The sequence below is a fragment of the Haladaptatus sp. CMAA 1909 genome (assembly GCF_043952005.1).
Taxonomy (GTDB): Archaea; Halobacteriota; Halobacteria; order Halobacteriales; family Haladaptataceae; genus Haladaptatus.
This window is the reverse complement of the sequence record NZ_JBIOAV010000001.1, coordinates 2,888,098-2,908,752: the sequence shown is the minus strand read 5'-3', so window position 1 is coordinate 2,908,752 and position 20,655 is coordinate 2,888,098. Positions and strand designations below refer to the sequence as shown.

The following is a 20,655-nucleotide window of genomic DNA, read 5'->3' as shown; positions in this document are numbered from 1 at the left end:
TTAGTCCTCCAGGATGGTTTCGTCACCGTACTGTTCGCGGAGGCGTTCGAACGATTCCATCTGCTTGCGGAGTCGCGGCGGCATCTCCGCGTACACGTTGTTGAAGATTTCCTCGGCGTCAGGGCGTTCGACTGCCTCGGCCTCGTCGATGGCGTCGGCGACGGCCTGCTTGACCGCTTCGCCGATTTCCTCGACGTCTTCTTCGTCCAAGCGCCCCGTCTTCAGCAGGAACTTCTCCATGCGCGGGATGGGGTCCTTTCGCTTCCACTCCGCGACCTTGTCGTCGTCCCGGTAGACGGTCGGGTCGTCGGCGGTGGTGTGCGCGCCGAAGCGGTACTGGACCGCCTCGATGAGCGTCGGACGCCGCTCGTCCTCTTCGGGGTCTTTCGCCTTGTCGACGGCTTCCTTCGTCACTTTGTACACGGCGAGGGGATCCATCCCATCGACCTGCACGCCTTCGAAGCCGTAGGCCTGTGCCTTCTGGGCGATGGTGGCGCTCGCGGTCTGGCGTTCGCGGGGCACCGAAATCGCCCACTGGTTGTTGTTACAGAAGAACACCGACGGCGTGTCGAACACGCCCGCGAAGTTCAGGCCTTCGTGGAAGTCCCCCTCGCTCGTCGCGCCGTCGCCGAAGTAACAGAGGAACGCCTTCTCCTCGCCCTTGAGCTTCGACGCCCACGCCGCACCGGTCGCGTGGGGAATCTGCGTCGCGATTGGCACCGCGACGGTGAAGATGTTTGAGCCGTCCGGGATGTCGTTCCCGACCTCGTGGCCCATCCAGTAGAGCATGGTCTGTTTGAGCGAGAGGCCGCGAACGAGCGACGCGCCGTGTTCACGGTAGCTCGGGAACATCCAGTCGTCGTCCGAGAGCGCGTAGACGCTCCCGATTTGCGCCCCTTCCTGCCCCGAAAGCGGTGGGTAGGTTCCCATCCGACCCTGTCGATTGAGACTCACCGCTCGTTCGTCGAAGTGGCGGGCGAGACGCATGTAGCGGTACATCTCCACCAGTTCCTCGTCGGAGAGGTCCGGCACTTCCATCCCGTCCAGCACCGACCCGTCTTCGTCCAGTATCTGTACTCGGTCCTGGGGGTCTCGGTGTACGATGCTCACGATCGAACCCATCCTGACATACTCAAAAGAACTCTGGCGCGCATTATAGGGTTTTCGTAATTAACTTCCCATAGGAATTCTCTGTCACACTATTTCTACCCATTTGTGCTTCAATACTCGGTAATATCTCTAAATTTCAAATTTATTGGCGAATAGAACTCGAACAGTGGACAAACCGACTACTGGCAGAAATTACCGGATGAACAACTGAATACATCTTTGGACATAATCATTCGCAATCTCAGTCAAACAACTCATGTGTTTGTATATTTGAACACCACGTCCGACTTCCTTTCCCGTGGATCGTTCCTCCCCCGCTCACTACACGGAGGCCCTCCGGGCCTCCCTCCTCGCTTGCTCCACCGACTTCCCATCCCTGAGGATGGCGTCCACGAACAGTTCGCCCGCTTTATACGACGATCGGACCATCGGCCCGCTCGCACAGTAGAGGAACTCCAGTTCCTCCTCGGCGACCTCCTGCCACGTCCGGTATTTCGCCGGATGCACGTACTCCTCGACGTCGAGATGCGTCCGCGACGGCTGGAGATACTGGCCGAGCGTGACGATATCGACGTCCGTCTCCCGGAGGTCCGACAGCGCCTGATACACCTCGTGGTCGTACTCGCCGAGGCCCAACATCAGGCTCGTCTTTGTGTAGATGTCGGATTCGCGCTTGACCTGTTCGAGGACGCCGAGACTCTGTTCGTAGCCTGCCCGTACGTCCCGAACGTATCCCTGTAGGCGTTCCACCGTTTCGACGTTGTGTGCGATGACGTCCGGGTCCGCGTCGATGATCTTCCGAACGAGCTCCTCGTCGCCTTGGAAATCGGGAATCAACACTTCCACGAGGATTCCGGGATGGCGCTTTTTGATCTCCCGAATCGTTTGCGCGAAGTGTTCGGCACCTTGCCCTTCGAGGTCGTCCCTGTCCACCGAGGTGAGGACGACGTAATCCAACCCGATTTCGGCGATGGCGCTCGCCACGTTCTCCGGTTCGTCGGGGTCGAGCGGTTCACCACCGCCTGTGTCCACGTCACAAAAGCCACAACTGCGCGTACACTTGTGGCCCATCAGCATGAACGTCGCCGTTCCGCCGCCGTCGGAACCCTTCCCGCTCCAACATTCTCCGAGATTCGGACAGTTGGCCTCCTCGCAGACCGTGTGCAAATCGTGCTCTCGGAGCGTCTGTTTGATTCCCGTGAACTCCTGTCCCGACGGTGGTCGCATCTTCAACCAGTCGGGTTTGCGCCGCCCACTCATTACCGACGCTTTCGGTCCGCCAGGACAAAAGGATAGGGTATCCTCGTGGGAACGCCACGCGATTTCACTTCACGTTCGTCCGTATGGTTCGTTTCTCGGTGGAAACGGTCGAATACCTTCGGCTACACGTATGCAACTGGCAAATAACAATAACCGCTCTTTACCTAGTTCCTCCGCAATGGCCACAAATCGCAATACACAATCGAACGATGGTATGCGAACCAACGGATTGGACTGGTTCAGTATGGTCCTCATCATCATCGGCGCGCTCAACTGGGGGATTCTCGGTATCACCGATCTGACGGGCGGACGAATCAACGTCGTGCGGCAGGTGTTAGGACTGTTGTTCCTGCCGAACGTCGCACAGGTCGTTACGGACCTCATCTACGTCCTCGTCGGGTTGGCCGGACTCTACTTCATCTACACCAGCTACAAAATCGGCCGTGCGAGCCGTCGCACACGGCAACAGACGGCTCAGCAGACCGAACCCAGACAGACCGAGTAGCCGTTTCCTGTCCGTTCTGAATTTCGTTCCTTCTGCCATATCTATAAATACTACCACGATTTTATACTCGATATAACGAAAAAAACCATGCTCGATGTATCACGGGATGAAATCACCGAAGGGTCCATCGTTCGGGCGCTCGCCCTCCTCGCTGCTCCCCTCATCCTCCAAAATCTCGTCCAAGTCGCTCAACAGATAGTCGATATCTTTTGGCTCGGGCGACTCGGCGAAACCGCGGTCGCCGCAGTCGGTGTCAACATCCCCCTAACGTCGCTTATCTTTTCGGTTTTCATGATTACTACCGTCGGGACACAGGTCCTCGTCTCTCAACGCGTCGGTGCCGACGAACCGTCACGCGCGCGCCGGGCGGCGTTTCACGGGATGTCGCTCGCGTTCGCTTTCGGCATCGCCACCACCGGGCTCATCCTCGTCTTTGGCCGGGATATCATCGCGCAGTTCGGGGCCGAACCCGCCGTCGCGTCGGCGGCCGTCACGTATCTCACCACGTATTCCCTCGGGTTTTCGATCATGGGTACGGGAGACGCCATCGAGATGGGCTTCGTCGGATGGGGCGACTCGCGCGCCGCACTCTACATCAACGTGATGGCGGTCGGCATCAACATCGTCCTCGACCCGATTCTCATCTTCGGACTCGGCGTTCCGGGCTTCGACGGATACCGCATCGCCGGTGCCGCTCTCGCCACGATACTCGGCTACGGTTGCTCGTCCCTTTTCGCCCTGGGAATGATGCTCCGCGGTCGGGACGGTTTCACCCTCACCACGGAGTCGATGACGGTTCGGTTGAACGACTACCGGGAGCTATTGGATATCGGTCTCCCCATGTTCGGCCAGCACGCCGCCGGACAGTCCGTTCGCGTCCTCATCATCGCGGTCGTAACGGCCGCAGGGGGTCCGGCCGGCGTCTCCGCATACACCATCGGCGCGAGCATCGCCAGTATCGCATTCATCCCGGCAAGCGGGCTTCAACGCGCTGCACAGAGCGTCATCGGACAGAACATCGGCGCTGAGAACCCGATGCGGGCAAGCAGGACGACGTGGGTTGGCGTCGCTATCGCCGCGATTAGCTTGTCCGTCATCGGTGCCGTCCAGTGGTTCATCCCCGGCATTCTCACGAACGCGTTCGTACCCGACGTTTCACAGGCCACCTACGACCTCACCGTCGATTACCTTCGAATCCTCGCCTACGGCTACTGGGGAATCGGCGTGATGTACCTCATCAGCGCCGGATTCAACGGCGCAAGCCGGACCAAAACGACCATGGTTGCAGATATGATGAAATACTGGGTGATTCGACTTCCCATCGCCGCCATTGGCGTGTTCTGGTTGGGCTATAACGTTCACGCCGTTTTTTGGGCGGTCACCATCTCCAACTGCGTCGCCGCCGTTGGATTCAGCGCCTACTACTACTATCAAGTGAACGACGGGATGACCCTGCGCGCATCGAGAAGTATCGGCAGTTCCGTGGACGATTGATCCCGGTGGTTGGGTGGCCGTTCATCCACTCACGGATGTCTCTCGATTGTCAAAAGGGGGAGAGAATGGGAGCGCGGAGCGTGTGACCGCGTCTTGAGAGAGCGCGTGGGTGGACTTAAACGCGAGGGGTGCGGAGTGAAAGTGAAATCGGTAGCAAGCGACGGGGAGATGCTCGTGTCTGACGGAAGGCAGACGCCGGAGTCAGACGAGCGTCATACATAAATCACTCGGACGTTCGAACGCGTACCTCGGTATCTTCAATAAATCGACGAATACGCGTTTCGAGCGACCCGTCTCCGGGCCACGAAATCGCCTCCGGCACGCCGAGTTTGGCCGGATCGCCGACGTAAATGGCGACTCGCTCCCCCGACTCGCGCTCACTGGGAACGGTAATTCGACTGTAGAGCCCGTGCCCGACGCCTTCGTACGAATCGAGGGCGTCCATATCGCTCGTTTCGAGCAACCTCCCGTCCGTCCGACCACCCGGTGCGAGCGTCGGATAGCGACCATCGACGCGATGTAATCCGAGAAGGGTCGCGTCACCGGCGAACTCGAACGTTTCGACGACGGATGCGACGCGCTCGGGGTCGGTCAGGGTTCCGTAGACGAACACCAGCATGTGGTCCATCACATGCACGACGATTAATTAGCCCTGTCGGGAGCGTTCGGCCCCGTTCGCGTCGGTTGCTCGTTCCGGTACAGCCACCCCCGTGAAAAACGATTCCGCCGCGTGACAGAACGCTCACGACTCGTCGGGGTCTGGCGACGGGTTCTCGGGCTTTCGTGGCCCCTGATGGCCGAACAGGTACTCCGAACGATGATGCGAACGACGGACATCATCGTCACCGGCCTGTTCTCACCCGCCGACTTCGCTCGCGTGTACGGTCTCGCCGCGCCGTTCCTCGTCTCTTTCGTCGTTCTTGGCGGCGCACTGCAGGGAGGCAGCGACACGAAAACGCCGTTCATCGCCCGAACGTCGCGCATGTTCCTGTTCATGGTCGGCTTTTCGTGGGTCGTTGGCGTCTATGTCGGAATCCTCCTCTATTACGTCCGGGCAGTGGGTGTCGTCGGAGTCGGCTTCTATCGCGGGACGTGGGCGACCCGCGCGGTTGCGATGATGGAGGAGCGCGGAACCGCTGGCGGTCGGAGTCGAGAGGGAGGAACGTAGGTGTCGACGGATGGGGCCATCCGGCGGGTTAGTGACCCGAGTCCCCTCTGTAAGGGAAAACGGTAGGGAACGTCGGAACGATAGATCAGTATATGACAGACTCGAACTTCGACACGGACGACATCGACGGTCCACACGCTGGACAGGAGGTGGTCACGTCCGGCGTGCCACTCGACGACGCGAGGGCGGCGATGATTCTGGTCCACGGACGCGGTGCGACGGCGCGGAGCATCCTCGAACTCGGACAGGAGTTCCGACACGAAGGAATCGCTTTTCTCGCGCCACAGGCGGCCGGAAACACGTGGTACCCACAGTCGTTTCTCGCGCCACTCGACGCGAACCAACCGCACCTCTCGTCCGCGCTCTCGCTCCTCGGAACGCTCGTCTCAGACCTCGAAGCGGCCGGTATTCCGCCGGAACGGACCTTCCTGCTCGGCTTCTCCCAGGGCGCGTGCCTGACGACCGAGTTCGTCGCGCGGAACGCACGGAAGTACGGCGGCGTCGCGGCGTTCAGCGGCGGCCTCATCGGTCCCAAGGGAACGCCCCGCGAGTATGACGGTTCGCTCGACGAAACGTCCGTCTATCTCGGCTGTGGCGACAACGACCAGCACATTCCGGTCGAACGCGTTCACGAGACCGAGGCGGTTCTCACGGCGTTGGACGGGTCTGTCACCGAACGCATCTTCGAGGGGATGGGGCACGGCGTCGTTCAGGAGGAAGTCGCGCACGTTGAACGGATGGTGGCACGACTCCTCGCGGAGTGAGTCTTCGAAAACGGAAAGAGACGGTCGGAATTGGCGGTCGCAGTCGAACTCGAATCGAAACTATCGCTCGTCGATGGGGACGAACTCGACGTCCTCGTCGCCGACGTACTTGGCGCGCGGACGGATGAGGCGGTTGTCCTCGTACTGTTCGAGCACGTGTGCGATCCAGCCACCGGCCCGCGAGAGCGCGAAAATGGGCGTGTAGATGTCGATGGGGATGCCCATCTGGTAGTAGGTCGAGGCGGAGTAGAAGTCGACGTTGGGCGCGAGGCCCTTCTCCTCTTTCATGTACTCCTCGATGGCGACGGACATCTCGTACCATTTCGTGTCACCGGCGGCCTCGCCGAGTTCCTCGCTCTGCTCGCTGAGGATTTTCGCGCGCGGGTCCTTCACGTTGTAGACTCGGTGGCCGAAGCCAGCGACGCGCCGTCCCTCGTCGAGCGCGGTGTCCACCCAATCGACGGGGTCCCTGTCGCTGTCGTCGACTTCCTTTAACATCCGCATGACGTTGGCGTTCGCGCCGCCGTGCAGGGACCCGGAGAGCGTTCCGATGGCGCTCGTCACGGCGCTGTGCAGGTCCGCGAGCGTACTCGACGTGACCATCGCCGAGAACGTCGAGGCGTTCAGGCCGTGGTCGGCGTGGAGGACGAGCGCTTGGTCGAACACGTCCGCGAGCACGTCGTCCGGTTCCTCGTCGTTGAGCATGTAGAGGAAGTTGGCGGCGTGTCCGAGATCGGTTCGGGGTTCGACGGGTTCGTCGCCGTTCCGGATGCGCGTGAACGCCGCGAGAATGGTCGGAATCTTCGCGGTGATGCGGCGGCCTTTTCGGAGGTTCGCCTCGCGGTCCGCGGGGTCGCTGTCGTCGTCGGGGTCGTACGTCGCGAGCATGGAGACGGCGGTTCGGAGCGCTCCCATCGGCTCCGAATCGGATTCGGCGAGTTCGCGCACGGTGTCCATGACCCCGCCGTCCACTTCACGTTCCTCCGACATGGATTCGCTGAAGGAGTCGAGTTCGTCACGATTCGGCAGTTCGCCGTGCCAGAGGAGGTACAACACTTCCTCGTAACTCGCGCCACGAGCGAGGTCCTCTATCGTATACCCGCGATAGATGAGTTTCCCCTCGTCGCCATCGATGTGGCTCAGTGCTGACTCCGCGACCACAACACCCTCTAAGCCTTTTTTAACCTCGTCTGCCATGTCCCGACGATTCACGGGGTAGCCGCAAAAGGATTATCTTTCGTGGTCGTTTCCCAACGACCCGCGAACGTTTTTACGGGAGAGTGACCAAGGTCGGCGTATGGAACCCGCGAGCGGCGATGTCGAGTACGAACCTCGGAGCGTGAAGGAGGTCTTGGCGGAGATGAAGGACACGGCGGAACTCCTCATCGACCTCTCGTTCTCGGCCGTCCTCCACGGCAGCGACGACATCGCAGAGGAGGTACTCGCGCTCGAAGGGAAGATGGACGTCCTCCAGTTGCAGGCTCGAATGAGCCTGCTCATGGCGGCGCGGAGTCCGGAAGACGCGGAGGAACTCGCGCCCGTCCTCGGCGTCGTCGGGGCTGCGGAGAAGATCGCCGACGCGGCGGGCGACATCGCCAAGGTGATTCTGGAAGATATCGGCCTGCCGCAGGCGATGCGCGCGACGCTCCCCGAGGCGATAGAGTCGCTCGTTCACGCCAGAATTTCCGACTCGTCGTCGCTCGCCGGACTGACTCTCGGCGCGCTGAACCTCGAAACGGAAACCGGGGTTCGCGTCATCGCCATCCACCGCGGCGGCGACTGGATTTTGAATCCCGACCGGGCGACCGACCTTCGCGGCGACGACCGACTCCTCCTCCGCGGGTCGGAGGACGGCGTCGCCGAAGTGTACGAGCAGGCCACCGGACGGGAGTACCGGCCGCCCGACCCACCGGAGGCGGGGGATACCGACCTCGAACGCGCGGTCGATTCCATAGTCTTGATGAAGAACATGAGCGAACTCGCGGTCGATTTGGCTTACGGGAGCGTTCTGTTCGACAGCACGGACGTGGCCGAAGAAGTGGTCGAACTCGAAGCGGAAGTGGACGCGCTTCAGTCGCGGTTCGAAGCGTGGACGCTCCAGGCGGCGGCGCACGTGGACGACCCCGTCTCCTTGCGCGGTCTCATGCACCTCGCCAACAGCACCGAGGTCATCAGCGACGCCGCGGTGGAAATCAGCGAGGGCGTCCTGCGCGGACTCGGAACCCATCCGGTTGTCGAGTACGCGGTTCAGGAGAGCGACGAGGTCATCGTCCGAATTACGGTCACGCACGGGAGCAGGTTCGACGATACGACGCTCGGCGAGGAACGGGTCGAGACGGAGACTGGAATGCGCATCATCGCGGTTCGACGGCCCCCGGACGATTGGGTCATCTCCCCCGGTCCGGAAACGGACGTCCACGCCGGTGACGTGCTGTTGGCGAAGGGAACGCGGGCGGGTGCCGAACGGCTTCAGGAACTGTCGGGTGAGGAGCGAATGGACTGACGGGCGGGGGAGGCGACGGGGGTCAGTCGAGGTCGTTTGCGAGTCGCCGCGCCGAAACGAGCGTGAACACCGCCGTCAACAGCGCGCCGAGCGAAAACGCCAACACGAACCCGAGCGCGAGATACGCCACCGGCGTTCCCACCTGCCCTCTGACGTGCCCGACGAGGACGACTCGGTAGACGTAGACGAGCGCGGTGAACACGATGCTCATCGAGAAGCCGAACGCCGCGTTTCGGCGGACGTTCAGCGCCTCGATGAGGTTCGATCCCGGCGGGCGTTCGGGAATCTCTTCTTGCACGCTCGCTGGTTGGTACGGCCGAATAAAAGGTGCGTCGGTCACGCCGTGATGACGGCATCGGCTTCGATTTCGACGACCATCTCGGGGTCGATGAGGCCGCTGACTTCGACCATACTCGTGGCGGGGCGTACGTCGCCGAAGAACTCGGCGTGTGCCTCTCCAACCGGCTCCCAGTTCTCGATGTCCGTCACGTACATGCGCGTTCGAACGACGTCGTCGAGGCTGGCACCCGCCTCCGCGAGCGCCGATTCGACGTTTTCGAGCGCCCGTTTCGTCTGCCGGTAGGCGTCTCCCTCGCCGACGACGTTTCCCTCCTCGTCGGTAGCGGTGGTCCCGGAGACGCGGACGTCGTTTCCGGTGCGGATCGCCCGCGAGTAGCCGACGCGTTCCTCCCATTCGGTTCCGCTCGCCACCGTTTTTCGCTTCATGGAGAGTACAGGAGCTACCACCCCAAAAGCGGTCCGCTCGTCCCTGCGGGGGATTTTTCGGCAGTAGCGACGTGTCACTTTTCGCTGGGCAAGCGGAATACCGAACTGCTAAGGGTTTTCGGCGACGGTGTATCGGTAATGACAACGCTCGGAACGGCGAGCGCGGCCCCCGGGGAGATGGACACGGGTCGCCTCCCGGTCGGTGAAACCCGTGACGGGGGCCAGTTCGGCCTCCCCGTTGCCGTTATCAACGGTGCGGACGACGGAAAGACGCTCTATATTCAGGCCGTCAGCGACGGCGACGAACTCAACGGACTCGGCGTCGTCAACCGGGTCGTCCCGCAACTCGACCCGGAGGATATCTCGGGAACGATTCTCGTCACCGGTCTCGTCAACTACCACGGCTTTCAGGTGGCAGAACACAGGAATCCCATCGACGACACGAAGATGAACCGGACGTATCCCGGCAACGAGTCGGGAACGTCCAGCGAGCGAATCGCGGCGGCGACCTTCGAGGCCGCCTCGCGCGCCGACCTCATCCTCGACCTGCATCAGGGGTCGACCAGCCGGATGATAAACGAGGCTCGCGTCCGCTGTGGGCCGCGTCACCGCCTGCACGACGAGTGTCTGGAACTCGCCAAGGTGTTCGACTGTGGCTACATTCTCGACCAGAAGGGTCCCGAGGGACAGCTCGCTCGCGCCGCACCCGACGAGGGGATTCCGACCATCGACCCGGAACTCGGCGGCTGTGTCGGCTGGGACGAAGAGAGCATCCGGTACGGCGTGGACGGCGTGTTCAACGTCCTCCGGTACTACGGTTTCCTCGACGAGGACGTGACGGTAAACACGCAGACGCGAGCGACCGGATTCGACCGCTACGGCGCGCCGAGCGGCGGTATCGTCACCTTCGAAAAGGACCTCGGGGACGAGGTGTCGCCGGGCGAGACGCTGTTCACCATCACCGACGTGTTCGGCAAACTGAAGGCCGAGGTCACCGCCGACCGAACCGGCATCTTCTGGCGCTCCCGTCGCCTGCCTCAGGTCGCCACGGGCGAGTACGTCTGCTCGATCGGCATCGACATCAACCGCTACTGACGCATGTACACTATCCTCTCCTGTCCCGCTTGCGGGAACGAGTACGCCCCCGGGACGGACGAGCCGTGGCGATGTGACTGCGGCCATCCGCTGGATTTCACCGAGCAACCCATTCCCGACGGCCCCCCACCCGATTTCACCGATATCGACACGCGGGACGGCCTGTGGGCATTCGATGCGTTCCTCCCCGTCCGTCGCGTCGCCAGCCTCGGCGAGGGGTTCACGCCGCTCGTCGATGCGAACGGTTGGGACGCGCAGTTCAAACTGGACTGCGTCTTCCCGTCGGGTAGTTTCAAGGACCGCGGCGCGACCACGACCCTCTCCCGCGCCGCGGAACTCGGCGTTGAGACGGTTCTCGAAGACTCCTCGGGCAACGCGGGTGCGGCGATCGCCCAGTACGCCGCCCGCGCGGGTATCGACGCCGAGATTTACGTCCCGGCGGACGCGAAGGCGTCGAAGCTGAAGGCCATCGAGTGCGCCGGTGCGACCCCCGTCCGAGTCGAGGGGAGCAGACAGGACGTGACCGACGCCTGCATCGAAGCGGTCGAAAACGGCGACGGCTGGTACGCCAGCCACGCGTGGAACCCGGCCTTCTTCGCGGGGACGATGACGTTCGCGCTGGAACTCGCCGCCCAACGCGATTGGAACGTCCCGGACGCCATCGTGACCCCATTGGGCCACGGAACGCTCTTCCTCGGCGCGTATCGCGGCTTCCGCGCCCTCCTCGACGCGGGGTGGACCGACTCGATGCCGCGCCTTCTCGGTGTACAGGCCGAGGGCGTCTCCCCCATCGCGAACGGCCTTCATGCCGATAGCGAGGGCGAAGATGGCGCTGACGAGCGGTTCGGCGACCACGCCGCCGAGCGCAACGACGTCGCCGACGGGATTCAGATAACGCATCCCGTCCGCTGTGACGGTATTTTGGACGCCATCGAGGCCACCGACGGCGACGCCATCGCGCTGGATGCAGGTGCGACGCAAACGGCGCTCGATAAACTGCACCGAACCGGCTTCTACGTCGAACCGACGAGTGCGGTGGCCGTGGCCGGTCTGACGGCGTACCGCGACCGGGGGATTTTGGCCGACGACGCGGACGTGGTGGTCCCGCTCACGGGCAGCGGACTGAAATCGTAACTGGCGACCTGATAGCGGTTTTCGTGATGTCGTACTGTCGATTTGATGCGTCGAAATGTGACTTCGGTGACGTCGTAACCGCTGGCGTACTGTTTTCGAATTCTCCTGTTACGAGCGGGTTCTGGTTTTGGTGTGATTGCACTCGCTACGAGGCAGTCCCTGAAAGCCCCCGCCACGCTCGCTGCGAGGTGTTGCTGGTTTTGTTGAAGTCGAAACTACAGAGAGGTAGTCCCTGAAAGCCCCCGCCACGCTCGCGGCCGCTCGCCGACATCTCGACGCAAACCGCGCGTCGAGAGGGGTCGGCGAAACGACCATGCAAGCGCAAGCGGGCGGCCCCTTTCAATCCACCCAAACACAAAAACCGCACAGCACCGCGACAGCCACTCCCTCCCCAACCGATTGCGTTCCTCACTTCGTTGCGGTACTCATCCCTCGCACGTTTTTCCGAGACGACTCGGACGAGTTGTCCTCGTCGCCTCGCCAGCGCGCGCCACGATGGAAATTCAGTAGCGTGAAGCTGAATCGACTCGCCCGGCGCGTGCACCACCAACCCCCAGGACGCTCCGTCCTGGGGGTTGGTTGGTTATCACGCGAGGGATGAGCACTGGAGCGGAGTTCTCGTGAACGAAGTGAACGAGAGCACGGAAGAGCATCGCTCTTCCGGAGCGAAGCGCGCAATCGGTTGGGGAGGGAGTGGCTGAGGCGGTGCGGGTGCGGTTTCAGTGACGTCTGTAGTAGCAGTCATAGAAAAACCACCAACTCGTAGCGAACAGGCGGGGGCTTTTGAGGTCCACGTCTCAGCAGTTGCGATTCAGTCGTTCACAACGACACCACGTCGTATCGAATCCGATCAAAAAATTCCCGAATCACCCCATCCAGCTAACGGACGTAGCCGGTGCGCCAGCGTTCGACCGAGACGCTGTGCATGGGGATGCCGTGCTCCTCGAACAGGTCGTGAATGTCGACCAACAACTCCTCGCTCACGTCCTCGGGTGACACCGCGCCGAGGCGGAGGAGCGTCTGTTCGGTGGCGATACGTTTTTCCGGAGAAGGTTCGTTGTCGGACATGCTTCGATACCTCGAAGCAACCGAGGTCAGTGCCTTGAACACTGGCCTTTCGGCGGATACCTCGATTTGCTTCGTCCGATATATCAGATTACGGTGAGTTAATTCTATTGGTTTGGGAGGTTGTGAAGCCGAGCGCTTCGCCGGAAAATCGCGGAAATCTTCCACTCAACACCGAAGCCTCCCGCCCGGAATCGGTCTACCGCTCCGGATGGGTCGGTGCGTCGAATCCGCCCCTGACGAGCGGTTTCGCGATGTGACGGCGGGCCTCCGGCGGCACCTCGTACCATCCCCGTTCGAGTTCGCGGTCGATTTCCCGTTCGACCTTCCCGTCCGCCCGGGTCTTGCAGCGCCGACAGCGGTAGCCCTGTCCGGCCCCTGCGCTCTTCATCGAGCGTCCGCAGTCGGGGCAGTTCGGCGTCACGAGTTCCGTCGCGTCGAGCGACCGCACTGCGAACTTCTCCAGTTTCAGGGTTCCCTTCGTCACCTCGCCGCAGGCCGTGATTCGGTCGCCGGGGCGGAGGTTCCGAACGTGGTCGCGGAAGCGCTTCGTCGGTTCGAAGGCGGCACACGGGAGTTCGGCCTCGCCGTCCGTCACGGTGAAAAAGACGTGCCCGCCCCGTCGGGTTTCGGGGTCGGCGGAGACGGTTCCGGTCACTCGGTACGCGCTATCGTTTTCGACGGTGTGGAGGTCCGCGTCTCGAAGGTGGGCGTCCGTCCCCTGATTCGTCACGAAGAGCGCGGTTCGGGCGACGGGTTCGCCGTCGATTCCCGCGCCGACGCGTCGAACCGCGTCCGGGTCGTCGCCGCGAATCCCGTGGAGGATGGGACACGGCGTGTGCGGAATGCAGACCGCCTCGCCGGTTCCGCGGTCGACCGTGTCCCACACGTCGGGATAGCCCTCGTTTGCGGCCGCGAAGGTCGAGTCGAAATCCACGTCGCGGGGCGTCCCCCACCGCTCTCGCTCGCGGTAGGAGATGTGTTCGTAGGTCCAGTCCGAAAAGACCGCGTATGCGCCGATCGCCGCCAGCGCGCCGATTTTCCCGCGCCCGTTCTTCCATCCGGCGTGGCGATAGCCCGCGGCCTCGATCCGCGTTTCGGCCTCCTCGCGGGAGAGGAGTTCCCGAACGGCGCGTCCCGCGAAGTCGGCCACCTCCTCGGGAATCCCGTCGGGGCCGTGCGGCGCGACGACGAGGCCGGGGTTCGTTCTCGGGTCGTCGGTCTCGGCGGCGGCGGACAACTCCTCGCGTGCGACCTCGAACGCCCGCTCCGGGGCGAACTCCGTGTGAATCGCCAGCGCGGCGTTGCCGCGGGTCTTGTGTTTCACGGCGGGATTGAGTCGGACGAGGAGCAGTCGCTCCACGGACCCCCCTGCGTTTCGAATCCGCGTCGCGAGTCGCGCCGCGAGGTAGGTCGTACACATCCCTCGGGTTCGGGAGTCGGTGTCGTCGAGACCGATGACGGTCACGTCTGCTGGTTACGGCGTGGCGAACTAACCGCTTTCGAAGAAATCCAGCGTATAAGTATCTATCGCCGGTGATTTTTCCAATCGCAAGAGGGCGGCGGCGCCCATCGCCAAAACGCCTTTATACTGGAATCACTTACCCGTCACCATGTCCCGGTCTGCACTGGTCGGAAACGTGACTGCGATGCTAGAGGACGCAGGATTCGTGGTCAGCGACCGGTGTGCCATCCGACCAAAGAGCTTCGACGTGGCAGCACGACGAGGACCAGACCTCTTGCTGTTGAAAATCCTCGGCAACATCGACGCGTTCGACGCCCAGACGGGCATCGAGATGCGACGGCTCGGTACGTATCTCGACGCGACGCCGTTGGTGCTCGGGCTCCGGACGCGAAATCAGGACCTCGAACCCGGCGTGGTGTACTTCCGCCACGGCGTTCCGGTGTTCAGCCCCGATACGGCGGTGGACCTGTTCGTCGAGGGCGTCCCGCCGCTCGTGTACGCAGCGCCCGGCGGCCTGTACGTCAACATCGACGGCGACGTCATCCGCGACGAGCGCCAAGACAGGGGGTGGAGTCTCGGACAGTTGGCGTCCGAACTCGGCGTCTCCCGACGCACCGTCTCGAAGTACGAGGGCGGCATGAACGCCAGCGTCGAGGTGGCCGTCGAACTGGAAGCGCTCTTCGACCGCGAACTGACGAGTCCGGTCGAGGTGTTCGACGGTGCCGACGAGGTGACGGAGGAGGACGAACCGGACGAACCGAACGCCGAACCGGACGACAAGGACATGTTCTCCACGCTCACCCGGGTCGGCCTCACGGTCCATCCCACGCAACGCGCGCCGTTCAGGACGGTCAGCGAGGACGACAGCGACGACCGGATGCTGACGAGTCACTCGGCGTTCACCCGAACCGCCGAGAAACGCGCACGAATCATGAGTTCCATCAGCCGCGTCGCTCACACCCGCTCCGTCTACTTCGTGGACGAAGCGCGGCGGGAGACGGTCGATGGAACCGCGCTGGTCGAACGCGAGGAGATTGAGGGAATCGACGACGCGGACGAACTCCGAAAGCTGATTCGGGAACGCGCGGAAGCGTAAGTCGTCGACGGCGATTTTCCCGTTCGTTTTTTCGACAGCGACGGCTCTCCCCGTATACTTCCGAAAGACGTCTCGTGCGTGAGAGTGCAACCCGTCGCGTTCAGCACGAAATCGAACGTCGGAACTCCCCACCGCTTCACTCCGAGCGCTCCCCACCGCTTTTCCTTTCGAGCGGTTGGTACCCGCTCGCTTCGCTCGTCTACGCGCCGTACGTCTTCTCCAGATACTCGTTGATGTCGTCGCTTTCCGGCATTCCCTCGATGCCGTGTTCTTTATCGACCAACACCGGCACCCCGGTCTGGCCGCTGATTTCCTTCACTTCGGTCCGCTCCGAGTGACCTCGGGGGACGTAGTGCGATTCGTACTCCAGTCCGAGTTCGTCCAGTTTGGATCTGACTTTCGCGCAGAACGGGCAGCCCTTGAGTTCGTACAGTTCGAGCTTCGACATACCCGCACGTAGGAACGAGAGAAACAAGAGTGTGCTGTTCGCGAGGAAATCCGCCGGGTTTCGAAACGCGAAGCGACCGGTAGAGACTCAGACGTTCCCTTGCAGGATACCGCTCGTCCGAACGAAGAAGTAAACCACGAACGCGGCGGCGAGCGCCCAGTGTCCGGGGCGAATCTCCTCACGCTTACCAGCGGCGAGTTTGACGATGGGGTACGACACGATGCCCGCGGCGATGCCGTACGCGATGGAGTAGGCGAATGGCATGACGAGGATGGTCATTCCGGCCGGAACGACGTTCGTCACGTCGTCCCAGTCGATGTCCACCACGTTCTGGAGCATCACGACGCCGATGACGACCAACGCGATGTGGGAAGCGTACTGCGGAATCGCGGCGGCGATGGGGACGAACGCGAGGGAGAGGAGGAACAGGACGCCGACGACGAGCGCCGTCATGCCCGTCCGACCGCCCTCTTCGACGCCGGAGGCGGACTCAATGTAGGTCGTCACCGTCGAGGTACCGAGCATGCCGCCGACCGTCGTGCCGATGGCGTCTGCCATCAGAGGCTTGTCGATATCGGGGAGGTCACCGTCTTCGTCGAGGAAGCCGCCGATTTGCCCGACGCCGACGAGTGTTCCGGCGGTGTCGAAGAAGTCCACGAAGAAGAAGGTGAACACGATGAGCGCGAACGTGAACGCCTCGACTTCCTGCAGACCGGAAACGAACGCGCCGGCGACCGGCATGATGTTGTACGTGACGGAGGCCGAATCGGGCGTGAGTGTTCCGCTGCTCACTAGGCCCAACCACTCGGCACCGTAGCCCATCGCGGTCGTTGCGAGAACTCCGACGATGATGGACCCCGGAATACCCCGGGCGTAGAGGGCGAACGTGAGAAAGAGACCGATTACGGAGAGAGCGGCGACGGGGTCGGAGGCGACCGACCCGAGCGTGATGTAGGTCGCTTCGTCGGGGACGACGACGTTCATCGCCTGTAGACCGATGATGGCGAGGAACAGACCGATACCGGTTCCAACGGCGAACTTCACGGGTTCCGGGAACAGTCGAATAACGTACTTTCGTGCGCCGACGGCGGTCAACAGAATGAAGATAACCCCTTCGACGACGACTGCGGCGAGTGCCGTCTGCCACGGAACCCCGAGTGCGCCGACGACCGTGAACGCGAAGAAGGCGTTCAGACCGAGGCCCGGAGCCTGCGCGAACGGTCGGTTCGCGTACAGCGCCATCGTCAATGTCGCGACTGCCGCCGCGATGATGGTCACGACTGCGAGCATCGACACCGTCTGTCCGTACGAATAGCCCGCAAGTTGGATACCATCCTGAATCGGTATCTGCGGGTTGTCGGCGAGGATCGACGGGTTCACGACGACGATGTAACTCATCGTCAGGAACGTCGTTATCCCCGCGATGATCTCCGTTCCGAGGTCAGTGTCGTGTTCCTCGAAGCCGAAGTAGTCGGCCAACGACCCCGTCGAACCGGATGTCCCTCGATCACTGGTGATGTCTTTGAGCCCCATGAGTCACGAATGAGCATAAACGCGAATACCTACTTAACAGTTCTCATCGAATCTAGCCATCTATACGTAACTATGTATATGTCGGAGAGTAGTTCGATGGTTTTGGACCAAAATTCACACGACGATGACTACTGCCGTGTGTTAACGAACGGTTATTCGAACGATGCCAACGCGCCGACGGGTGCGTCGGTTCGTCCCTGCGCTCGTTCGATTCCCTCGTTTCCGGCCGCGATGAGCGCGAAGACGCCGCCGACGTTCGCGTCCGCGTCCTCGGCGATGTCGAGGAGGAGTTCCTGGGTCTCGCCCGAGCGGATGAGGTCGTCCACGACGAGGACGGTTTCGCCCGACGCGATGGCCGAGGCGGGCAGGTAGTAGGTGAGTTCGATGCCGGAGGCGAGTCGCTGGCGGGCCTCGATGAACTCCTCGACGGCGGTCTCCTTCGACTTCTTCGCATAGGCACAGCGCGCGCCGAAGTAACTCGCCATCGCGGCGGCGAGGGTGATGCCGTCCGTCGCCGCGGTCAACACCACGTCGGGCAGGTCGAAGTCGAACGTCTCGACGGCGACGGGGGCCACGAGGTCGAGAAACGACTGGTCGAAGACGACGCCGGAGTTGTCCACGTACCCCTCCGGATCGAGGCGGGTCCGGGCCTGCAACTCTTCGGCGAGTTGCTCGCGACCGACCCCCTCCACGACCGCTTCCGCACGGTCGGGACTGGGGAGGACGTGTCCGTTCACGTAGCGGTTCAGGTCGCCCGCGGGGAGTTCTGTCACCTCGGCGAGTTCGTCGTACGTTCGAGTCTCCTTGAGCATTCGAAGGACGGAGACGGCCTGTAGTTGGAGATTGGCCTTCTCTGCTCGGTTCATACCCATCTACTCATCATCGTGCAACCTTGAACACTTCGATGATGGATTCTCCGTGTTTAGGCACACCTATGTAGATTCGACTCGTGCGGCGGGTCAGTCGAGGAGATCCGGTCGGAGTCGCTTCTCGTCACGTTCGTCCACTAAATGACGTTTGAATTCGGCGAGTTCGATGCCGGCCTGCTGTCGCTCTCTCCTGTCGCGCACCGAAATCGTCCCCGACTCCGCCTCGTCGCTGCCGACGATGACCATGTACGGGACGCGGTCGTCGTGGCCCGCGCGAATCTTCTTTCCGAGCGTCCAGTCCCGGTCGTCCACTTCGACGCGGAACGACCCGAGTTCGTCGGCGATCGCCGCCGCGTACTCCGATTCGTCGTCCGTGATGGGGAGGATTCGCACCTGCTCGGGTGCCAACCAGAGCGGGAACTTCCCGGCGACGTGTTCGATGAACACGCCCATGAACCGCTCCAGCGACCCGAGGAGCGCGCGGTGAATCATCACCGGGCGGTGTTCCTCGTTGTCCTCGCCGATGTACCTAATGCCGAGGAGTTCGGGTTGGACGAAGTCCAGTTGGACCGTTCCGATCGTCCACTCGCGCCCGATGGCGTCCTCGACGTTGATGGCAATTTTCGGCCCGTAGAACGCGCCTTCCCCCTCGGCCACGTCGTACTCCAACCCCTCGTCGTCCAGCGCGTTTCGGAGCGCCTCGTGTGCTTTCTCCCATAGTTCGTCGTCGCCGACGGCGTCGTCGGGTTTCGTCTCGAGTACGAGGTGGGCGTCCAAACCGAAGACCTCGTACATGCCGTCGATGACCGACAGCGTGCCGGCGATTTCCTCGCGGATTCCGTCGCGGCGGACGAAGGCGTGTCCGTCGTCCTGCGTGAACCCGCGCACCCGCAACATTCCCGAGAGTTCGCCGGACTGTTCGTTTCGATAGCACATGCCGAACTCCGAGAAGCGAAGCGGGAGGTCGCGATAGGACCGACGCTGATCGCCGTAGATGCTCGCGTGATTCGCACAGTTCATCGGCTTCAGACCGTACTCGTGCCCGTTTTGCTCCCACGCGAACATCTCGCCCTGCTCCTTGAAGTGGTCGTAGTGTCCCGACTTCTTCCAGAGTTCCGTGTGGTTGAGTTCGGGCGTCTTCACCTCCTCGTAGCCCAGTTCCTCGTTCTTCTCGCGGACGTACTCCTCCAGTTCGCGTCGAATCGCCATTCCGTTCGGGTGGAAGTTGACGCACCCCGGCGAGTGGTCGGGCACCGAGAACAGGTCCATCTCGCGCCCGATTTTTCGATGGTCGCGCTTCTGGGCTTCCTCCCGCCGTTCGAGGTATTCCACCAGTTCGGAATCGCGCTCGAACGCCGTGCCGTAAATCCGCGTGAGCATCGCCTCGTCCTCGTCGCCGCGCCAGTAGGCACCCGCGATTTCGATGAGCGAGAGCGCGTCGATTTCCCCCGTCGATTCGACGTGCGGCCCGGCACAGAGGTCCTCGAACTCCCCTTGGCGGTAGAACGTGACCGGTTCGTCGTCGGGGATGTCGGCGAGCAGTTCGAGTTTGTAAGGCTGGTCGGCGAGTCGCTCGCGTGCCTCCTCCCGCGAAACCTCCTCGCGTACGATGTCGTAGTTCTCCGCGACGATGTCCCGCATCTCGGATTCGACGTCCGCGAGGTCCGCTTCCTCGATGTCGAGGCCGTCGAAGTCGTAGTAAAACCCCTCGTCCGTCGGCGGACCGATGGCGAGTTCCGCGTCCGGGAACAGTCGCAGCACGGCCTGCGCGAGGACGTGCGCCGCGGAGTGTCGAAGGACTCGACGAGCGTCGTCACCGTCCGACGTGACGATTCGCAGGTCGGCATTCGACTCGATTCGATACTCCGGGGCGACGAGTTCGCCGTCCACGATTCCGGCGAGACAGTCCTCGCCGAGTCCCGGCCCGATGTCGGAGGCGACATCGGAGACCGAAATCGGACGGTCGAATTCCCGTTTCGACCCGTCTGGGAGCGATACGACTACCGCGTCGTGTGATTGTCGGTTCATGGTTGTGACTGGTGATCTTCGATTTCGATGGAGCGCCGCCCCGCCTCGCCCCGCTGGCTCCGCGGACGGCGCGAACGCGCGTTCGCGCCGTCGCTCTCGCTCGGATGTTGACTCTCGCTCGAATATGCGTGGTTCTCCGCGCGAGCGCGAACGTGACCGTTCACGCTCGGATACGCGCGGCTCTCCGGGTCGGAAACGGGCGGGAAAACGACGATGGTGGTGACTGGATTAGTGGGCGGGAACCCGGCGTGTAAAGCAGTCACCTAGCATCGTGTTGCTCGTCCGAAGATACTCGTGGAACGGTATATATCTCTTGTGCGGGTGTGGCACGGACTGTGATTGCGGGACGGGCCGCGATGGGTTCCGGTTCGGTACCCGTAATCCAACAGCAG

General features: G+C 62.4%; 21 protein-coding genes. 8 read left to right on the top strand and 13 right to left on the bottom strand.

Annotated elements, in window-relative coordinates; genetic code table 11:
* Both pdhA and lipA read right to left on the bottom strand, forming a co-directional pair.
* A complete protein-coding gene (pdhA, locus tag ACGYLY_RS15710; protein WP_395284016.1) occupies positions 1 to 1,110 on the bottom strand; it encodes a pyruvate dehydrogenase (acetyl-transferring) E1 component subunit alpha in 1,110 nt (369 codons plus the stop codon).
* 321 nt (positions 1,111 to 1,431) lie between these two features.
* Positions 1,432 to 2,370, bottom strand: coding sequence for a lipoyl synthase (gene lipA, locus ACGYLY_RS15705; protein WP_395284017.1), 939 nt, complete (start codon positions 2,368 to 2,370; stop codon positions 1,432 to 1,434).
* A gap of 214 nt (positions 2,371 to 2,584) precedes the next feature.
* On the opposite strand from lipA, the gene ACGYLY_RS15700 reads away from it, so the two are divergent.
* Positions 2,585 to 2,875, top strand: coding sequence for a DUF378 domain-containing protein (locus ACGYLY_RS15700; RefSeq protein WP_395284018.1), 291 nt, complete (start codon positions 2,585 to 2,587; stop codon positions 2,873 to 2,875).
* Between the two features lie 87 nt (positions 2,876 to 2,962).
* Positions 2,963 to 4,369: an MATE family efflux transporter gene (locus tag ACGYLY_RS15695; protein WP_395284019.1), complete on the top strand. Its 1,407-nt coding sequence runs from the start codon at positions 2,963 to 2,965 to the stop codon at positions 4,367 to 4,369.
* A gap of 223 nt (positions 4,370 to 4,592) precedes the next feature.
* Here ACGYLY_RS15695 and ACGYLY_RS15690 read toward each other — a convergent pair whose 3' ends face one another.
* Positions 4,593 to 4,988 (bottom strand): gamma-glutamylcyclotransferase, encoded by a 396-nt coding sequence (locus ACGYLY_RS15690; protein ID WP_395284190.1) that lies wholly within the window; start codon positions 4,986 to 4,988, stop codon positions 4,593 to 4,595.
* Between the two features lie 111 nt (positions 4,989 to 5,099).
* Between ACGYLY_RS15690 and ACGYLY_RS15685 the strand changes: the two genes are divergently transcribed.
* Positions 5,100 to 5,537, top strand: coding sequence for a hypothetical protein (locus ACGYLY_RS15685; protein ID WP_395284020.1), 438 nt, complete (start codon positions 5,100 to 5,102; stop codon positions 5,535 to 5,537).
* 92 nt (positions 5,538 to 5,629) lie between these two features.
* Positions 5,630 to 6,301: an alpha/beta hydrolase gene (locus ACGYLY_RS15680; RefSeq protein ID WP_395284021.1), complete on the top strand. Its 672-nt coding sequence runs from the start codon at positions 5,630 to 5,632 to the stop codon at positions 6,299 to 6,301.
* Positions 6,302 to 6,361: 60 nt separating this feature from the next.
* On the opposite strand, the gene citZ is transcribed toward ACGYLY_RS15680, so the two are convergent.
* Entirely contained in the window at positions 6,362 to 7,498 is a 1,137-nt protein-coding gene (gene citZ / locus ACGYLY_RS15675; protein ID WP_395284022.1) for a citrate synthase, read from the bottom strand.
* A 100-nt stretch (positions 7,499 to 7,598) separates the two neighbouring features.
* On the opposite strand from citZ, the gene ACGYLY_RS15670 reads away from it, so the two are divergent.
* The gene (locus ACGYLY_RS15670) at positions 7,599 to 8,804 is read left to right on the top strand and encodes a potassium channel family protein (RefSeq protein WP_395284023.1); all 1,206 of its coding nucleotides are present in this window, start codon (positions 7,599 to 7,601) and stop codon (positions 8,802 to 8,804) included.
* A gap of 22 nt (positions 8,805 to 8,826) precedes the next feature.
* Here the strand turns inward: ACGYLY_RS15670 and ACGYLY_RS15665 are convergent, their stop codons facing one another.
* Together ACGYLY_RS15665 and ACGYLY_RS15660 are read right to left on the bottom strand one after the other, a co-directional pair.
* Complete coding sequence (locus ACGYLY_RS15665) at positions 8,827 to 9,102, bottom strand: hypothetical protein (RefSeq protein WP_395291248.1); 276 nt, start codon at positions 9,100 to 9,102, stop codon at positions 8,827 to 8,829.
* Positions 9,103 to 9,140: 38 nt separating this feature from the next.
* Positions 9,141 to 9,530 (bottom strand): RidA family protein, encoded by a 390-nt coding sequence (locus ACGYLY_RS15660; RefSeq protein ID WP_395284025.1) that lies wholly within the window; start codon positions 9,528 to 9,530, stop codon positions 9,141 to 9,143.
* 138 nt (positions 9,531 to 9,668) lie between these two features.
* Between ACGYLY_RS15660 and ACGYLY_RS15655 the strand changes: the two genes are divergently transcribed.
* Positions 9,669 to 10,625, top strand: coding sequence for a succinylglutamate desuccinylase/aspartoacylase family protein (locus ACGYLY_RS15655; RefSeq protein WP_395284026.1), 957 nt, complete (start codon positions 9,669 to 9,671; stop codon positions 10,623 to 10,625).
* Between the two features lie 3 nt (positions 10,626 to 10,628).
* On the top strand, positions 10,629 to 11,759 hold the full coding sequence (locus ACGYLY_RS15650) for a pyridoxal-phosphate dependent enzyme (RefSeq protein WP_395284027.1): 1,131 nt from the start codon (positions 10,629 to 10,631) through the stop codon (positions 11,757 to 11,759).
* Between the two features lie 879 nt (positions 11,760 to 12,638).
* Here ACGYLY_RS15650 and ACGYLY_RS15645 read toward each other — a convergent pair.
* Both ACGYLY_RS15645 and ACGYLY_RS15640 read right to left on the bottom strand, forming a co-directional pair.
* Entirely contained in the window at positions 12,639 to 12,827 is a 189-nt protein-coding gene (locus tag ACGYLY_RS15645; RefSeq protein ID WP_395284028.1) for a hypothetical protein, read from the bottom strand.
* 196 nt (positions 12,828 to 13,023) lie between these two features.
* The gene (locus tag ACGYLY_RS15640) at positions 13,024 to 14,292 is read right to left on the bottom strand and encodes a DUF1743 domain-containing protein (protein ID WP_395284029.1); all 1,269 of its coding nucleotides are present in this window, start codon (positions 14,290 to 14,292) and stop codon (positions 13,024 to 13,026) included.
* Between the two features lie 145 nt (positions 14,293 to 14,437).
* On the opposite strand from ACGYLY_RS15640, the gene ACGYLY_RS15635 reads away from it, so the two are divergent.
* On the top strand, positions 14,438 to 15,385 hold the full coding sequence (locus tag ACGYLY_RS15635; protein WP_395284030.1) for a transcriptional regulator: 948 nt from the start codon (positions 14,438 to 14,440) through the stop codon (positions 15,383 to 15,385).
* A gap of 199 nt (positions 15,386 to 15,584) precedes the next feature.
* On the opposite strand, the gene ACGYLY_RS15630 is transcribed toward ACGYLY_RS15635, so the two are convergent.
* The 5 genes from ACGYLY_RS15630 to ACGYLY_RS15610 all read right to left on the bottom strand — a co-directional run bounded on the left by ACGYLY_RS15630 (position 15,585) and on the right by ACGYLY_RS15610 (position 20,526).
* Positions 15,585 to 15,833, bottom strand: a complete 249-nt coding sequence (locus ACGYLY_RS15630) for a glutathione S-transferase N-terminal domain-containing protein (RefSeq protein WP_395284031.1) — start codon at positions 15,831 to 15,833, stop codon at positions 15,585 to 15,587.
* Positions 15,834 to 15,920: 87 nt separating this feature from the next.
* Positions 15,921 to 17,366: an NCS2 family permease gene (locus tag ACGYLY_RS15625; protein ID WP_395284032.1), complete on the bottom strand. Its 1,446-nt coding sequence runs from the start codon at positions 17,364 to 17,366 to the stop codon at positions 15,921 to 15,923.
* A gap of 152 nt (positions 17,367 to 17,518) precedes the next feature.
* Complete coding sequence (locus ACGYLY_RS15620; RefSeq protein WP_231186245.1) at positions 17,519 to 18,232, bottom strand: phosphoribosyltransferase family protein; 714 nt, start codon at positions 18,230 to 18,232, stop codon at positions 17,519 to 17,521.
* A 93-nt stretch (positions 18,233 to 18,325) separates the two neighbouring features.
* Positions 18,326 to 20,263, bottom strand: coding sequence for a threonine--tRNA ligase (gene thrS, locus ACGYLY_RS15615; RefSeq protein WP_395284033.1), 1,938 nt, complete (start codon positions 20,261 to 20,263; stop codon positions 18,326 to 18,328).
* On the bottom strand, positions 20,260 to 20,526 hold the full coding sequence (locus ACGYLY_RS15610; protein ID WP_395284034.1) for a hypothetical protein: 267 nt from the start codon (positions 20,524 to 20,526) through the stop codon (positions 20,260 to 20,262). Before ACGYLY_RS15610 ends, thrS begins: the two co-directional genes overlap by 4 nt.
* Between the last annotated feature and the right edge of the window lie 129 nt (positions 20,527 to 20,655).

What these genes read in the sequence shown, in the direction of transcription:
- lipA (WP_395284017.1), bottom strand. Translation starts at nt 2,370, where the DNA reads ATGAGTGGGCGGCGCAAACCCGACTGGTTGAAGATGCGACCACCGTCG.
- ACGYLY_RS15700 (WP_395284018.1), top strand. Translation starts at nt 2,585, where the DNA reads ATGCGAACCAACGGATTGGACTGGTTCAGTATGGTCCTCATCATCATC.
- ACGYLY_RS15695 (WP_395284019.1), top strand. Translation starts at nt 2,963, where the DNA reads ATGCTCGATGTATCACGGGATGAAATCACCGAAGGGTCCATCGTTCGG.
- ACGYLY_RS15690 (WP_395284190.1), bottom strand. Translation starts at nt 4,988, where the DNA reads ATGCTGGTGTTCGTCTACGGAACCCTGACCGACCCCGAGCGCGTCGCA.
- ACGYLY_RS15680 (WP_395284021.1), top strand. Translation starts at nt 5,630, where the DNA reads ATGACAGACTCGAACTTCGACACGGACGACATCGACGGTCCACACGCT.
- citZ (WP_395284022.1), bottom strand. Translation starts at nt 7,498, where the DNA reads ATGGCAGACGAGGTTAAAAAAGGCTTAGAGGGTGTTGTGGTCGCGGAG.
- ACGYLY_RS15670 (WP_395284023.1), top strand. Translation starts at nt 7,599, where the DNA reads ATGGAACCCGCGAGCGGCGATGTCGAGTACGAACCTCGGAGCGTGAAG.
- ACGYLY_RS15660 (WP_395284025.1), bottom strand. Translation starts at nt 9,530, where the DNA reads ATGAAGCGAAAAACGGTGGCGAGCGGAACCGAATGGGAGGAACGCGTC.
- ACGYLY_RS15655 (WP_395284026.1), top strand. Translation starts at nt 9,669, where the DNA reads ATGACAACGCTCGGAACGGCGAGCGCGGCCCCCGGGGAGATGGACACG.
- ACGYLY_RS15650 (WP_395284027.1), top strand. Translation starts at nt 10,629, where the DNA reads ATGTACACTATCCTCTCCTGTCCCGCTTGCGGGAACGAGTACGCCCCC.
- ACGYLY_RS15645 (WP_395284028.1), bottom strand. Translation starts at nt 12,827, where the DNA reads ATGTCCGACAACGAACCTTCTCCGGAAAAACGTATCGCCACCGAACAG.
- ACGYLY_RS15635 (WP_395284030.1), top strand. Translation starts at nt 14,438, where the DNA reads ATGTCCCGGTCTGCACTGGTCGGAAACGTGACTGCGATGCTAGAGGAC.
- ACGYLY_RS15630 (WP_395284031.1), bottom strand. Translation starts at nt 15,833, where the DNA reads ATGTCGAAGCTCGAACTGTACGAACTCAAGGGCTGCCCGTTCTGCGCG.
- ACGYLY_RS15625 (WP_395284032.1), bottom strand. Translation starts at nt 17,366, where the DNA reads ATGGGGCTCAAAGACATCACCAGTGATCGAGGGACATCCGGTTCGACG.
- ACGYLY_RS15620 (WP_231186245.1), bottom strand. Translation starts at nt 18,232, where the DNA reads ATGAACCGAGCAGAGAAGGCCAATCTCCAACTACAGGCCGTCTCCGTC.
- thrS (WP_395284033.1), bottom strand. Translation starts at nt 20,263, where the DNA reads ATGAACCGACAATCACACGACGCGGTAGTCGTATCGCTCCCAGACGGG.